15 protein-coding genes and 1 tRNA gene are annotated in these 14100 nt (G+C 44.2%); 6 read left to right on the top strand and 10 right to left on the bottom strand.

The window, feature by feature from the left end; translation table 11 throughout:
* Positions 1 to 4: 4 nt before the first annotated feature.
* From CYLST_RS27415 to CYLST_RS27400, 4 genes are all read right to left on the bottom strand, one after another.
* The gene (locus tag CYLST_RS27415; protein ID WP_015210997.1) at positions 5 to 433 is read right to left on the bottom strand and encodes a YidH family protein; all 429 of its coding nucleotides are present in this window, start codon (positions 431 to 433) and stop codon (positions 5 to 7) included.
* Complete coding sequence (locus tag CYLST_RS27410) at positions 433 to 1731, bottom strand: cytochrome P450 (RefSeq protein WP_015210996.1); 1299 nt, start codon at positions 1729 to 1731, stop codon at positions 433 to 435. Before CYLST_RS27410 ends, CYLST_RS27415 begins: the two co-directional genes overlap by 1 nt.
* 238 nt (positions 1732 to 1969) lie before the next feature.
* Positions 1970 to 2788 (bottom strand): nucleoside triphosphate pyrophosphohydrolase, encoded by an 819-nt coding sequence (gene mazG / locus CYLST_RS27405; protein WP_015210995.1) that lies wholly within the window; start codon positions 2786 to 2788, stop codon positions 1970 to 1972.
* A gap of 22 nt (positions 2789 to 2810) precedes the next feature.
* Positions 2811 to 3395, bottom strand: coding sequence for a metal-binding protein (locus tag CYLST_RS27400; RefSeq protein ID WP_015210994.1), 585 nt, complete (start codon positions 3393 to 3395; stop codon positions 2811 to 2813).
* Positions 3396 to 3516: 121 nt separating this feature from the next.
* Between CYLST_RS27400 and CYLST_RS27395 the strand changes: the two genes are divergently transcribed.
* The 3 genes from CYLST_RS27395 (at position 3517) to leuD (ending at position 6022) form a co-directional block, all read left to right on the top strand.
* Positions 3517 to 3589: transfer RNA gene (locus CYLST_RS27395), tRNA-Val, on the top strand.
* Positions 3590 to 3835: 246 nt separating this feature from the next.
* A complete protein-coding gene (gene leuC, locus CYLST_RS27390) occupies positions 3836 to 5239 on the top strand; it encodes a 3-isopropylmalate dehydratase large subunit (protein WP_015210993.1) in 1404 nt (467 codons plus the stop codon).
* Between the two features lie 174 nt (positions 5240 to 5413).
* Positions 5414 to 6022 (top strand): 3-isopropylmalate dehydratase small subunit, encoded by a 609-nt coding sequence (leuD, locus tag CYLST_RS27385; protein ID WP_041233299.1) that lies wholly within the window; start codon positions 5414 to 5416, stop codon positions 6020 to 6022.
* 75 nt (positions 6023 to 6097) lie between these two features.
* Here leuD and CYLST_RS27380 read toward each other — a convergent pair whose 3' ends face one another.
* The gene (locus tag CYLST_RS27380; RefSeq protein WP_015210991.1) at positions 6098 to 6490 is read right to left on the bottom strand and encodes an MAPEG family protein; all 393 of its coding nucleotides are present in this window, start codon (positions 6488 to 6490) and stop codon (positions 6098 to 6100) included.
* 209 nt (positions 6491 to 6699) lie between these two features.
* Positions 6700 to 7251, bottom strand: coding sequence for a pentapeptide repeat-containing protein (locus CYLST_RS32555; protein WP_015210990.1), 552 nt, complete (start codon positions 7249 to 7251; stop codon positions 6700 to 6702).
* Between the two features lie 480 nt (positions 7252 to 7731).
* On the opposite strand from CYLST_RS32555, the gene CYLST_RS34895 reads away from it, so the two are divergent.
* The 3 genes from CYLST_RS34895 to CYLST_RS27360 all read left to right on the top strand — a co-directional run bounded on the left by CYLST_RS34895 (position 7732) and on the right by CYLST_RS27360 (position 9158).
* Positions 7732 to 7959, top strand: coding sequence for a hypothetical protein (locus tag CYLST_RS34895; protein WP_157162645.1), 228 nt, complete (start codon positions 7732 to 7734; stop codon positions 7957 to 7959).
* A gap of 498 nt (positions 7960 to 8457) precedes the next feature.
* Positions 8458 to 8691 carry a DUF3134 domain-containing protein gene (locus tag CYLST_RS27365; RefSeq protein ID WP_015210988.1) on the top strand — a complete coding sequence of 78 codons (234 nt, stop codon included), beginning with the start codon at positions 8458 to 8460 and terminating at the stop codon, positions 8689 to 8691.
* A gap of 239 nt (positions 8692 to 8930) precedes the next feature.
* Positions 8931 to 9158 (top strand): photosystem II protein, Psb35-related, encoded by a 228-nt coding sequence (locus tag CYLST_RS27360; protein ID WP_015210987.1) that lies wholly within the window; start codon positions 8931 to 8933, stop codon positions 9156 to 9158.
* 181 nt (positions 9159 to 9339) lie between these two features.
* On the opposite strand, the gene CYLST_RS27355 is transcribed toward CYLST_RS27360, so the two are convergent.
* The 4 genes from CYLST_RS27355 to bioD all read right to left on the bottom strand — a co-directional run bounded on the left by CYLST_RS27355 (position 9340) and on the right by bioD (position 13916).
* Positions 9340 to 9762 carry a hypothetical protein gene (locus CYLST_RS27355; RefSeq protein WP_015210986.1) on the bottom strand — a complete coding sequence of 141 codons (423 nt, stop codon included), beginning with the start codon at positions 9760 to 9762 and terminating at the stop codon, positions 9340 to 9342.
* 418 nt (positions 9763 to 10180) lie between these two features.
* Entirely contained in the window at positions 10181 to 11770 is a 1590-nt protein-coding gene (locus tag CYLST_RS27350) for a glycoside hydrolase family 57 protein (protein ID WP_015210985.1), read from the bottom strand.
* 192 nt (positions 11771 to 11962) lie between these two features.
* Complete coding sequence (locus CYLST_RS27345; protein WP_015210984.1) at positions 11963 to 13180, bottom strand: M20 family metallopeptidase; 1218 nt, start codon at positions 13178 to 13180, stop codon at positions 11963 to 11965.
* A gap of 49 nt (positions 13181 to 13229) precedes the next feature.
* A complete protein-coding gene (bioD, locus tag CYLST_RS27340; RefSeq protein WP_015210983.1) occupies positions 13230 to 13916 on the bottom strand; it encodes a dethiobiotin synthase in 687 nt (228 codons plus the stop codon).
* Between the last annotated feature and the right edge of the window lie 184 nt (positions 13917 to 14100).

Below are 14100 nucleotides of genomic sequence, written 5' to 3'. Positions count from 1 at the left end.
TAATTTATAAATTCATTGCCCTAATTAGCACACCAATAAAACTAACTAAGCCAATTATGAGTAAAGCCACTCCGATAATTTCCGCACTGTGAGAGGTTTCGTAGGTATAGCGATTATTTTGGATTTGTTTGAGTAACCGATTGTGTTCTCTCAACCCTAAAACCATTCCCAACATTCCCGTAACAATGAAAGACAACCCCACAATTACCGAAAATCTGACTGGGTTCAGGTGATGACTCAGATGAGTATTTTCAATCGCTCTGACAATGGTGGGGATACCAAAACCAAAACCAATTAACGAAAGACAGGTGCGTATCCACGCCATTAATGTGCGGTCTGCTGCTGCCCGACTGCGGTATTTAGCTAGTTCTGTTCTATCTGCTGCTAAGTCATTGGTAGACAACTGTTCAGGTGTTTCTGGGTTTCTGGTCATTAGAACCGCACAGGTAAAGCATCAAATCCTTTAAAAACAAAGGTATTACGACGGGGAAGGGGAGGTTTTGTCGAATCAAACTGAAGATTTGGGAATCGCTTCAGCAAGGTAGAGAAGCAAATATTTAATTCCATCCGAGCCAAAACTGCACCTAGACAGAAATGGATACCAGGACCAAACGCTAAATGTTCATTAGGCGACCGCTCAATGTCAAAATTGTCTGGTAAAGTAAATTTTGCTGGGTCGTGATTAGCTGCTGCTAATCCCAACGCAATCACACTACCTGCGGGAATTTTTTGACCACCAATTTCTATATCTTCTTTGGCAATGCGAAATACAAAGGACACCGAACTGTCATAGCGGATGATTTCTTCAATCGCTGATGAGATGAGGGCGGGATTATCCTTGAGTTTCTGTAGCTGTTGGGGGTGATTGAGCAAAGCTGATACCCCATTGGGGATTAAATCAGTAGTAGTTGAACGGCCAGCATTGAGAATGAGAATGCACAGGGAAGGTAATTCGGCAAAATCCAGGTTTTGCTCTGTGTAAGCCATTGTCAGCAAGCTAATCATATCTGTTCCTGGTTTTTGACGGCGTTCAGCTACGAGTTGGTTAATGAAAGCCGTGAATTGAGCAGCACTAGTATCAGCTTTCCGCACCAATTCTTCTATGTTCTTACCAGATGGAGCACCCCAGAAAGAGCTGATATCCTTCGCCCAGTGAATTAGGTGAGCGCGATCGCTTTCTGGTACACCAAAAATCTTGGCGATAATTAAGCTAGGTAAAGGTACAGATAGGTCAGAGACAATATCCATATAACCCTGATGTTGCACTTGATCTAATAAGGTATCAGTCGTTTTTTGAATAATGCTCCGCCAGCTTTCTAAGGCACGGGTTGTAAAGCCTTGATTCGCTAGTTTTCGCATTCGCGAGTGCTCAGGTGGATCTTTTTCAATCATTGAGTTATCTGTCAGTTGCAAAAAGTTTTGAATCAAACTGACATCTAGATTGCCCAATTGCTGAATAAACAAAGTCCGTCGCTCAGAACTAAGCCGTTCATCTCGCAAGGCAGCTTCTACATCTTGATACCGAGTTAAAATCCAGTAGCCCAAGGATGCTTCATAGTAAACCGGATTTTCTTCGCGGATACGTTTATACAGTGGATAGGGATTAGCAATTACTTCTGGCGCAAATAAGTCATAAGTTGGGACTGATTGCGGTTTTGCCAAAACACTTTGGTTATCTTCTTCAAATCCTAAATGCTCTGGGGGCATTAATGGGGTAATAGGTGTATGCATAATTAGTAGGAGATGGCGATGTTGGCAAAGTAGGATTTATTTAGGCATTTTGAAGTTTTTTCAGGACTAAAAGCCTTGGCAACTAAACTATGAATGGTTTTCTCTTGATTTAGAGTTGGCAACACCGCCAGAATAAAAGTTTGAAAAATAATTTACGTCTGTCGAGAAAAAGATATACGTGCTAGACAATTTCTACCTATGGAGTGATTTGGGCAGAACTTTTTTATAGTAATTTCCTTTATTCTCCTTGGGAAAGTTGAGCCTTCGCTTGTTGCCAAAGAGCATCTAATTCCTCCAAGCTGTAATCTGAAAAAGGGCGGTTGACAACTGCCTCCATTTTTTGTAACCGTTGAATGAAACGCTGACTTGTACCCTGTAAAGCCTCACTAGGCTCAAGATCATGCCAACGGGCTATTTGAATGATCGCAAATAGTAAATCACCTAGTTCTGCTTGTTGTCGTGCTGGTGTTTCTTCAGCTATAGCTTGTTGTAATTCTCCCAACTCTTCGTGAAATTTACCCCATACCTCATCAATATTTTCCCACTCAAAACCAGCCGCAGCAGCCTTTTGAGATATCTTCATTGCTGCTGTTAATGGGGGAAGGGTACGCCCATAACGACTGAGTTTGTCACTGAGTTTTTGGGCTTCTTTGTCTGCTTCTCCCTTTTCTTCGGCTTTGATTTGTTGCCAGTTTTGCTGCACTTCATCCATGCTTGCTACTGTCACGTCACCAAAAACATGGGGATGACGGCGAATCAACTTTTGAGAAATGCCTTGGGTAACTTCTTTCAGGGAAAATTGCCCAGATTCACTAGCGATTTGGGCTTGCAGTACTACTTGTAATAGTAAATCGCCTAACTCTTCAGCGATCGCATTTTTGTCACCACTTTTAATCGCATCTACCACCTCATACGCTTCCTCAATCACATAAGGCGTCAGCGTTTCGGGTGTTTGTGCTAAATCCCACGGACAACCACCATCAGGCGATCGCAATTTCGCCACTACCTCAATTAACTCTTGCAATGCCGCCAATGTCTGATCTTGATTAGAATCCATATTTTCTCAAAACTCTAAATTATTATTTGGTGCGGCTTTTGCTGGTTCTTGACCCAGATCGACGTTTACCGCGATTAGTAACAATCCGTTTCTTAATTTTGCCACTTGGCAGCAAAGCTTGAATACCTTGCTTTCGCACCCGCTTGTAAGCCGAATTGCCCCAATCGCTGAGAGAATGGCTCATAGCACCGAGTTCCAACCCCAAAAACAGCGCGAAAAATTCTCCACCGTAAAGAAAAAGCGATCGCCCCAAATCCGCCAAATTAAACCTAACATTCCCCAACTTAGCCCCAACAACCGCCAAAATTGCCAGCAAAGTCCCCAAATACAGCACCCGCAGCATCGTGCCAATAATCGGCCCGTGAGATAAAAAAGAACGATGGCGCAAACTTCTTTGATAAGGTAGCCAAATCCAGCGCAAAAACCCCCAACGCTGGAATTGAAGAGAGTAAATATCCAAATCAGGGCCAAACATCAGCCCCCCAAACAAAAACCCGCCTGCAACCAACAAAGTTAGATTGCCACTACGAGTCTGCCAAAAACTCACACCCGCCACCACCGGCAGAGCATACAAAGTAATGCTATCGTGTGTCCTACCAGAGGGCATTCTACCAAGTCCTTCCTTTCTGAGTGCTGGCGTTAGCATTAAGAGTATCAGAGAAAAAATATTTTCCCAAAACACTTGCGCGATCGCACAATCTTTTGCTATATTGAATAAAGTGACAAACGGGCGGTTAGCTCAGTTGGTAGAGCGCCTGCCTTACAAGCAGGATGTCATCAGTTCGAGTCTGGTACTGCCCATTTAAAAAAATTAAATTTGATTTGTAGAGTAGGCGTCTCGCCTGCTCTAAATCTGTTTGCAGACTTTGACTGACAGGCGAGACGCCTGTCCTACAGCAACTGACAGGCGAGACGCCTGTCCTACAGCAACTGACAGGCGAGACGCCTACAGCAACTGACAGGCGAGAAAAATTGTAATAAATTGTTCAATGTAATACATTCTTTGATACTATCAAATCTCCGACTCCTTAAATATTCATTTGGCGTATGAGCAAAGGTACCCTGTTTGATAAAGTTTGGGACTTACACACCGTTGGTACACTTCCTTCAGGGCTGACGCAACTATTTATCGGGCTACACCTCATCCATGAAGTGACCAGTCCCCAAGCCTTTGCGATGCTGCGGGAGCGGGATTTAAAAGTACTTTTTCCAGAACGGACTGTAGCTACAGTTGATCACATAGTACCGACCGAAAATCAGGCGCGTCCCTTTGTTGATAGCTTGGCAGAGGAAATGATTCAAGCACTAGAAAAAAGCTGCCAAGATCATAAAATCACATTTTATAACATTGGTTCAGGCAATCAGGGTATAGTTCACGTCATTGCTCCCGAACTGGGACTTACCCAACCAGGCATGACGATCGCTTGTGGAGACAGTCATACTTCTAGTCATGGAGCATTTGGGGCGATCGCATTTGGGATTGGTACCAGCCAAGTGCGGGACGTACTCGCCTCCCAAACCCTAGCATTATCTAAACTAAAAGTCCGGAAAATCGAAGTTAACGGCATCCTCAAACCTGGGGTTTACGCCAAAGATGTGATTTTGCATATCATCCGCACCCTCGGCGTCAAAGGTGGCGTCGGCTACGCTTATGAATTTGCAGGTACCACCTTTGAGCAAATGAACATGGAAGAAAGGATGACAGTCTGCAACATGGCCATCGAAGGTGGTGCGAGATGCGGTTACGTCAATCCCGACCAAATTACTTACGATTATCTCAAAAATAGAGACTTTGCCCCCAAAGGCGGAGATTGGGAAAAAGCGATCGCTTGGTGGGAATCCATCCGCAGTGCTAGCGATGCTGAATATGATGATGTCGTAGTCTTCGACGCCGCCGAAATCCCCCCCACCGTTACCTGGGGAATCACACCCGGTCAAGGTATCGGCGTTAATCAGAAAATCCCCACACCCGACGAACTCCTAGAAGAAGACCGATTTATCGCCGAAGAAGCTTACAGCTACATGGACTTGTTCCCCGGTCAACCGATCCAAGGCACAAAAATTGATGTCTGCTTTATTGGTAGTTGCACCAACGGAAGAATTAGCGATTTGCGGGAAGCCGCCAAAATTGCCAAAGGTCGTCATGTAGCCGAAGGAGTCAAAGCCTTCGTCGTCCCCGGTTCCGAACGAGTCAAAAAAGAAGCCGAAGCCGAAGGACTCGATAAAATTTTCCAAGCAGCAGGATTTGAGTGGCGCGAACCCGGATGTTCCATGTGTCTAGCAATGAATCCCGACAAACTTCAAGGAAGACAAATCAGCGCCTCCTCCTCCAACCGTAACTTCAAAGGTAGACAAGGTTCATCCTCCGGTCGTACCTTACTCATGAGTCCGGCGATGGTTGCAACCGCTGCGATTAAAGGCGAAGTCTCCGACGTTCGCGACTTACTGTAACTTACGTTAAAACTTTCTCAATTGGAACCTACGCAAAAAATGCCTCAACCCTCAATCCCCCTAACCCTCTAAAGCCCCCTTAGAAAGGGAGTTGGGGGATCTCTTTTGCGTAAATCCTCTCAAACCTTTCTTCCTTCGTGCCCTTCGCGCCTTCGTGGTTCATTAATATTAATTATGGTGAGTGAAGTTAAAACAGTATCCGGTCGCGCTGTACCCTTAATCGGTAACGACATTGATACAGACCGCATCATACCCGCCCGCTATTTAAAAGCCGTCACCTTTGATGGTTTAGGCGAAGGCGTGTTTATCGACGACCGAAAAGCCCTAAACGGCGAACACACCTTTGACCAACCCCAATATCAAGGGGCGAAAATTTTAATAGTCAATCGTAACTTTGGCTGTGGTTCCTCACGGGAACATGCACCTCAAGCCCTGGCTAAATGGGGCATTCAAGCCGTCATTGGTGAAAGCTTCGCCGAAATCTTCTTTGGTAACTGCGTCGCCATGGGGATACCTTGCGTTACCGCCGATAATGACGCAGTCAAACAACTACAAGATTTAGTAGCAGCCAATCCCCAAACGCCAGTCACCATAGATTTAGAAAAATTGCAAGCGCAAATTGGTGATTACACAGCACCAATCTTTATTGGTGAAGGTACCAGAAGCACCTTCATCTCTGGGACTTGGGATGCTTGCGGACAGTTGGTAGCGAATGCTGACAAAGTTCAGGCGATCGCCACAAAATTGCCTTATGTTGGATGGGGTAAGTTAGCTGCGAGTTAGTTTTTTTACTTCCCCTTCCTCGCAAATTCATATTGCGTAGGACAGGCGTCTCGCCTGTCCAGCATTAAGATAAAACTATATCCGTACCAAAGACTGTATAATCCCAATCAGCGAACCCAGAAGTAATACTACACTGCTGAGAGAACTGATAGCAAAGCCAACTCCCCGCTTTTCAGCAGCTTGATAATATCCCCAAGCGTAAGCAGCGCGACCGACAAGCCAAGCCCCACCAATACCAGCACCCCACAAAGGGTTAACGTAAAAAGAGAACAACCACAGAGCCGGAAAAAACAAAACCAACTGCTCAAGGGTATTTTGCTGGACGCGCAAAACTCGCTCAAAGTTGGGATCTCCCGTCATTTGCGGAACCGGCACTTTGTATTTAGCTCTAGCTCTGCCGACATTGATTATTACCACAAAGTAGAGCAAGAGTGCAAGAGCAGTTATTAGACTAGTCCAGGGCGACATACCAAAATCCTTATACAGCAAAAAGCTCAGTATACCCTTAGGAATTACACACCGTACAAATTTACCCTCTTTTCAGGCTTGTTTGATGCGTCTCTTTACTCACATCTTGCACCAATAAAATTTATGTACTTTTATTACACAATATTAAAACAAAACTTAATACTATCAATCCTGCCCCTTTAATGGTGGCAAAAGATGAGGAATTTTTATCATCTGTTATCATGACCATTACCCCACTGGGGACCCCGAAAGAGGGTGCCATTAGGCATAGTGGTGTTCCAAATCAAATTCATGCCTCGACAAATCATGCCATTATCGATATGAGCGCCTCTGAAGTCAGCTTCGATGAGAATAGCATCGTCGAGAGTTCCCATTTGAACTTCCCAGAAATGACCAAATATGGCATTCATTTGATCTAAATGGCTACCTCGCAAGTCGGCTTTATCGAAGGAACTGTGCGTCACATTAGCAGCAAACAAATTAGCATCGCGGATAATTGCTCCTGTCAAATCACAACTTTGCAAGCAAATCCCGCCCAAATCGGCTCCAGTCAAATCGGCTCCAATCAGATAGACTTCATGGAGGTAAGCCCCTCGCAGGTTGATATCTCGCAAAACCACACCATCGAGATCGAGTTGCCTACCATATTTGGAGCGGCGAAATCCATAGAGTCCATAATGAGCCAATTTGATTCCAGCAAAATTACGCTCCCCATCAGCATAACGCTCCAGCAATTCTTCAGCAGTAATTTCCCAGACCATTATTTACAAATTAGCCGATAGGCGTAAAGCTCAGTCACGAAGAGTGCTGAGATATAAGCGACTCGTGCGGTTTTAACCGCATTCAAAATTAATTTTTGGTACAGGGCGTGGTATAATATAGTTATACCACAGGTAGAATAACCGCTAGCACAAATGGATAACCAACCCCAAAACGACTGGCTAGGAAAAAATAATGGATAGTGGGTAGCGAGTAAACCACAATAAACAAAGCTAGGATGCCAACGCGCATTCAGACCAGTGAACAACACTATTTATTGATTGTAAAAAGTACCGTAGGGCATACGGGAACTGGAGAAATGATTCTCTAACGCTTAGGGAGATGAAGCCCACTGGGGTCAACCAAATTAGGCTAGAAACTTTGTTCAATAAACGGGTTTCCGGTTTAAGTATTGCCGAAAGGATGGATGATTTTAAGGTACGTCGATGAACTAAGAATCGAGCGTGTCTTCAGACCTGAGAGTGTCAACTCCCGTCTTAATTAATATAACCGCCCTAGTCGGCACCGCCACCGGACTCACCCAAACCGACTTTCTCCTCAACCTCCAGCAATCCGGCAACGCATACTTCAGTGATCAAGTGACAGTCGCAGGCGCTAACACCTCCGCCGACAGAGTTACCCTCAACACACCGCGCACCGTCAAAATCGACATCAGCAACATGAGCATCTTGCCCACCCTTGTGCAATAGATCAGCAAAGCTAGTAATGATATGAAAATTAGTAATTTTTTGTCAAGATGATTTAGACTGAAACTATTATTCACTTGTCAGGTTTTTGCAATGCCAGCCCTATTAAAGAAGCACATCCAAGTGCATACACACCTGACAACAGATAATCCACGGCATACAACCATCAGCTTCAGGCAAGATATGATCAGTAGGCATAAATGCCCTTGCTGCTCAAATACATTACTCCGTCATATCCGTTTGGATGGACTTTACTGGCGTTGTAGTCAATGTAAGCAGGAAATGCCAGTTTAGAAATTATTACCGAGACTCAGGTAAGCAGTTCTGGCGAGCTTTCCTTGAGAGAAATGCTGTATTATTACCTACTGAGGAGTTAGTGCCAAGTAGGCAAGTGACGGGGGTGAAAGCTGAAAACGTTGCTACTCATAGCTTTTTATACGTAAGAGTACCCAAGGGTTTCAGCCACTCTAGTTTTTTCCCAATACAAAGTGAATTTTTATTATGCCTAAAGGCCCTTTGCGTGAAGAACCTCGTAACCAACGAGCCACCGTAATTCGTACAAGTAATGAGTTTATTCTTCTAGAATGGCTAAAGTCCACCGGTCGCCTAATACCGCGTGAACCTGTAGAATCTGAATATCTCAATGAAGTAGAAGAAATCTCAGAGATGATCGATCTTGATGATATCCCTTACGATCATGATGATGACGACACAGAAATTAGTTTAGATGAATAGTCAATTTTCCTGTCTGTGAGCGGAAACGCTGACGGCGATTTGTATTTGAATAGACGACACTGTAGAGACGTTTGATCAAACGTCTCTATTTTGGTTTGAATGGACGGTATGTATTTCCTGTGTGGAATACCCTACCTATCTTATCGGCTAGCACACCATGTAGATAGATTGCAAGTTTTACCTCAACTGCGTTATATTTATTTACATAAAGCAACAAAAGTTAAACACAGAGGTTTCAAATGACTATTTTAATTGCATTATTGGTTGTCGGTTGGGTCGCTGGTTCAGTTTTAGGCTCTCTAGCTTATTTTCTGGGAGAGCAAAGCAAGCCCATCCATGAGCGCAACTGGCGTTCTGATTCTTTTGAGAAGTTGGCTAAATCTATTACTGGCTTAGATACAGACTATAGCGATCGCACTCCAGCCTATGCAATGGATGCTTACGCTAGTCGCTCTCTGCCCCAATAAGCAGTAAATGCATCTGGCAATAATGTCAATAAAAATAACCCCCGGCATCGTGACTGGGGGTTTCGCTTTTGGAGGGGAATAAGTTTATCACTGCCTATGCAAAAGCTGTTCTTGAGTCTGCTGGATGATTTCTGAGAACATCAACAGCTAAGTTTTCCTGTCTACTTTTTTCCGTCAATTTTTAGCCAAGGTCGCTAAGTTCACCAACTCTGACCACTGAAACTGTTAATTTGCCATCATTATCTTCCTTATAGGTATCAAAGAAGAAGGCGCGGAGTTGTGATGTTTCTGATACTGCTAGGGTTAGGGTATCATCATAACCGTTTAGTGTTGACCAGGTTGCTGGAATTTCTTTATTAGTTTTTAGGTTTTTGAATTTACCACCGTAGATCCAGAGTATAACCAGAGGTTCTCCTGTTTGGTTATCACCTTTGATGTAATCGAAAGAACCTTCACGAATTCTAATTACATATACTCCTGGTTCCAGAGTTTCTTTAACAGCAACGTTGTTCTGGATACTGTTTATCTGTTGCTCATCTAGCTGATAGGTATTGTCCTTGCTATCAAGTTGCAAATCAGTAATTACTGCACTAGCGGTTGTCATGTTTTTAGAGTTTTTGAGAAAATAGAGTTTTATTTTGACAAGAAATTGAGTTCAGCTAACTCGCCTTTTGCAATCGCAAGAGAGCGGGCGCTTTGCGCCATCGCTATTCCAGTTTTTATCAAGGGTACAAAAACTATTAATCGAAAGTTTACTGATAATTAAAATCAGAAATCCTGTACCGCAAGTTATAGTCAGAGACTGTTAAGCATTATATTTAGTGAATTTTTATACTTTTTTGAAAACCAATAGCCAAGTGCTTTGAAGTGGTAAAGGCGGATAGATGATTTTCAAGAAGAAACAAACCAGAGAAACGAAGGTCAACATAGCCCTGTAGGCGCTCCAAGGGATTTCAGGGCAATGTTGGGTAGGCGATTGACACCCACCCGACAACTAATTTTTGGGACTAAGTGTGAGAGTACTACAACGGACGGTAGACGCGATAGTTAATTTCTGGGAAGATATTGTCTATTAATTCGACTTTTTCCAGCCAACCGCTATCGATTTTACCGATTTTCACATCTTCGTAAAGCTTGTTGAAGCGCATGAGGTGCGATCGCGTTCTTCTCACAGCGTAAGGCACCATTGTCCCTGTCCGCATAATAAACGCCCAGTCAGAAGATTGTGCCAATAGCAGTTCCCGCGCTGCTTGGTTCAGCGCCTTCCATTGCAATTCATCCTCTGGTTCCAGTGTGGAAATTTCAATCATGCGTTCAGCAGCTTTGTGCAAATGCGGGTAAATCCACGCATTCGTTTCATTCAACCAATACTCATGGAAACCCTTATAACCCCAACTAGATTGCGAAGGACGACACACTTGCTGAGTTGGGTTATCCCGTAAATAATCTGCTAAATGGGTCATGGCATAGGTTTTTTGGTCATACCAGGACTTGCGGAACAGATAATCAATAAACCAAGGGCCTTCATACCACCAATGTCCAAACAACTCTGCATCGTAGGGCGAAACAATCACCGGCGGACGCTGCATAATCCCATAGAGATGGGCTGATTGTTGCTCGCGGTTATACATAAAGTTAGCAGCGTGTTCTGCTGCCTTTTCCCTAGCCCAATAGGGATCATAGAGAGCTTTATCTGATAATCCTAAGCCGCGTCCAGTAATTTTGTGGTACTTAATGCCCGTATTTTTCCGCTGACCATTGGGCATGATATAAGGCTTGATGTACTCATATTCTGCTTCCCAGCCCAAATCTTTGTAAAATTCCCGATATTCTGCCGCCCCAGGATAGCCAACTTCAGAAGACCATACCTGTTGAGAAGATTCATGATCTCGACCAAAAACAGCCACACCAGTTTCCGAATAAATCGGGGCATAGGTGCCAAAGCGCGGACGGGGACGAGCGTAAAGAATCCCATGTCCATCAGTGAGGAAGTAGCGCAAACCAGCATCTGCTAGCATTCGCTCCACACCTTCATAGTAAGCACATTCAGGCAACCAAATGCCTCTAGGCGCTTGTCCAAAGGTTTGCTCGTAGTGTTCGCAAGCCACCTGAATTTGCGCCCACACAGCTTGCGGATACATTTTCATCAATGGCAAATAGCCGTGAGTAGCACCGCAAGTAATAATTTCTAGGTTATTTGTGTCTTGAAACTGCTTAAAAGCTGTTACCAAGTCACCGTCATAACGTTCCCATAGCTCACGCGCTTCGTTAAACTCAGTGGCGTAATGTTCGGCTAAATAACGCAGATGCCCATTGTGGACATTACGCTCCGCTTCTAGCTCTATAAGTTCTTCTAGTTGGGCTAAGTGTGCGTCATAGCGTTCTTGTAGTAAAGGATCACGGAGCATTGACACTAGGGGGGGTGTCATACTCATGGTGATTTTAAAGTCGATACCGTCTCGCTTTAAGCCTTCAAATACTTTCAATAAGGGAATGTAAGTTTCGGTAATGGCTTCATAGAGCCATTCTTCCTCTAGCACGTAGTCACTTTCTGGGTGACGAACGAAGGGCAGGTGTGCGTGAAGTACGAGCGCAACGTAGCCTATAGCCATAGTAATTCTGGGGTAGTGCTTATAAATTGAAGGACGAGAGGTTCGGCAGAAATTAACAGTATTTTAAGACTTTATTGGGATCGTATTAGTAGTTTTATATTTAGCTAGACTAATTCGCCTGAAAACGTTACGTGGTAGGGGCACAGCATTGCTGTGTCCCTACCGATTGGATATTGTTTTAATTGGAAGTCCCTAAGCGCAAAATTTTTCTACACAACGCACAAAGAGTTCTACACCCATTGCCAAGGCGGTTTCATCAAAGTCAAATCGGGGGTGATGATGGGGATAGTCCAATTTCTTGGCGGGATTGGCAGCACCGAGGAAGAAATAACAACCAGGTATCTCTTGCAGGAAAAATGACATATCCTCACCGCCCATAGTTTGGCATTCTGGCACGATACCCACAGGGGTTTCTATCACTTGTTCTGCCACGGACTGCACCAGCGCGGCTATATCAGCATCATTGATTACTGGTGGATATAGTTTCGAGTAATCCAAGTTATATTTTGCCCCATGACTCTGGCAAACTCCGGCAATAATCTGCTCGATGCGCTGTTTAAAAAAGTCGGTTAAATCAGGATTAAAATACCTGACAGTGCCGCTCATCTTGGCTGTATCAGCAATCACATTTTCCCTTGTGCCGGCGTGGAGTTCGCCGACTGTCACTACTGCGGAATCTAACGGGTTGACGTTCCGAGCCACAATGGTTTGTAGGGCATTGACTATTTGGGCAGCAACCACAATCGAATCAACGGTTTGATGGGGCATGGCACCATGTCCACCTTTACCCGAAATTGTGCAGTTAAAGCATTCCACAGCTGCCATTAACGCGCCAGCACGGACGCCTACTGTCCCCAAGGGTAGATTATTCCACAGGTGCAAACCGATAATTGCATCAACATCAGGGTTTTTCAGTACCCCAGCGGCAATCATCGGTTTTGCGCCTCCTGGACCTTCTTCTGCTGGCTGGAAGATAATTTTGACGCTACCGGCAAAGTCTTGGCGATGCTGTTGAAGATAGTAAGCTGTGCCTAAGGCGATCGCAGTATGTCCGTCATGTCCACAAGCGTGCATCACTCCATCATGCTGTGAGCGATACGGCACCTCATTAAGTTCTTGGATTGGCAAAGCATCCATATCTGCCCGAATCGCCAACACTTTTTCAGAACCAAGTTTATTACCTTTGATCGTGGCAACAATACCAGTTTGGGCTATGCCAGTTGCATGCTCAATTCCCCATTCTTGCAACTTGTGGGCGACAAATTCAGATGTCAGTTTTTCTTGAAAACCTAACTCTGGTTGTTGATGTAGTCGCCGCCGCCATTCTACAAGTTGCGGTTGCAATGAGCAAATCGACAGTCGCAAGCGAGATAAATCTACAGCAGAGGCATTGGGAAATGTGGAAACCATTTTGAAGACTAGCTAGTTAAACTAAGCTAACTTAGGTTATTTCCTTAGTTTAGGCGTTTTGGAAATGTAAGGTTTCCCAATCTAAATTTGATGCTGCTTGGGCGAGTTTGTCCAAATCTGTGAGGTTATCTAGATAAGGTAAGCAGCCTAAAACGGGGATGTTAGTCAGTGATTGAATTAACTCTGGTGGTGTCCAGTCGGCTATTTCAGCTTCTGTGCGAGGTTGGACACAGTTGAGAATAATGCCTTGGAGATTCACCTTTTTTTGTCTTGCTAAGGCTACATTGGCTACGGCTTGCGCGATCGCACCCAACCTCACTGGTACGACTAACAGTGTTGGTAAACGCCATTCTCCCGCTAAATCAGCTATGGTAAATTCCTCGGTTATTGGTGAGCCTAAACCACCTAAAGCTTCTACCAAGACGAAATCACGACGCTTTTGCAACTCTGTCAAAGCTTGCCAAACTACGGCTAAATCAACGCGGCGATTTTCTTTGGCGGCGGCGATCGGAGGCGCGAGGGGCGCTTGAAAATACAACGGTGTGATTTCTGCGGCTGATTGCTCTAGGGCAAATAGATTTTGGTACCATTCGCGATCGCCTATCCCCGCTTGAATCGGTTTCATAATTCCCCAGCTGTGTTGAGGATAATATTTTTGCCAATAGGCGGCCAAGGCTGTTGTTAAAACCGTTTTGCCAGCCTCTGTATCAGTTCCCGTAATCAGTAGTGTTTTCAAATTATTTTAGCAGCGTTATTACTTTTGAAGTCATTGATCATAAATCAATCATAATCAATTATTTTTTAATTGCCGGAGGATTTAATCTAACATCAAAAAAGAGATGATGTACAGGTTATTATTTGTCAGAAAGTAATAAATAATAATTATTGAATTAATTCAACGTTTACATCCCCAATGAATA

It is taken from the genome of Cylindrospermum stagnale PCC 7417 (assembly GCF_000317535.1).
In the GTDB taxonomy this organism is placed as follows: Bacteria; Cyanobacteriota; Cyanobacteriia; order Cyanobacteriales; family Nostocaceae; genus Cylindrospermum; species Cylindrospermum stagnale.
The sequence above is the reverse complement of the archived record's forward strand: the minus strand, read 5'-3'. Positions and strand labels throughout refer to the sequence as shown.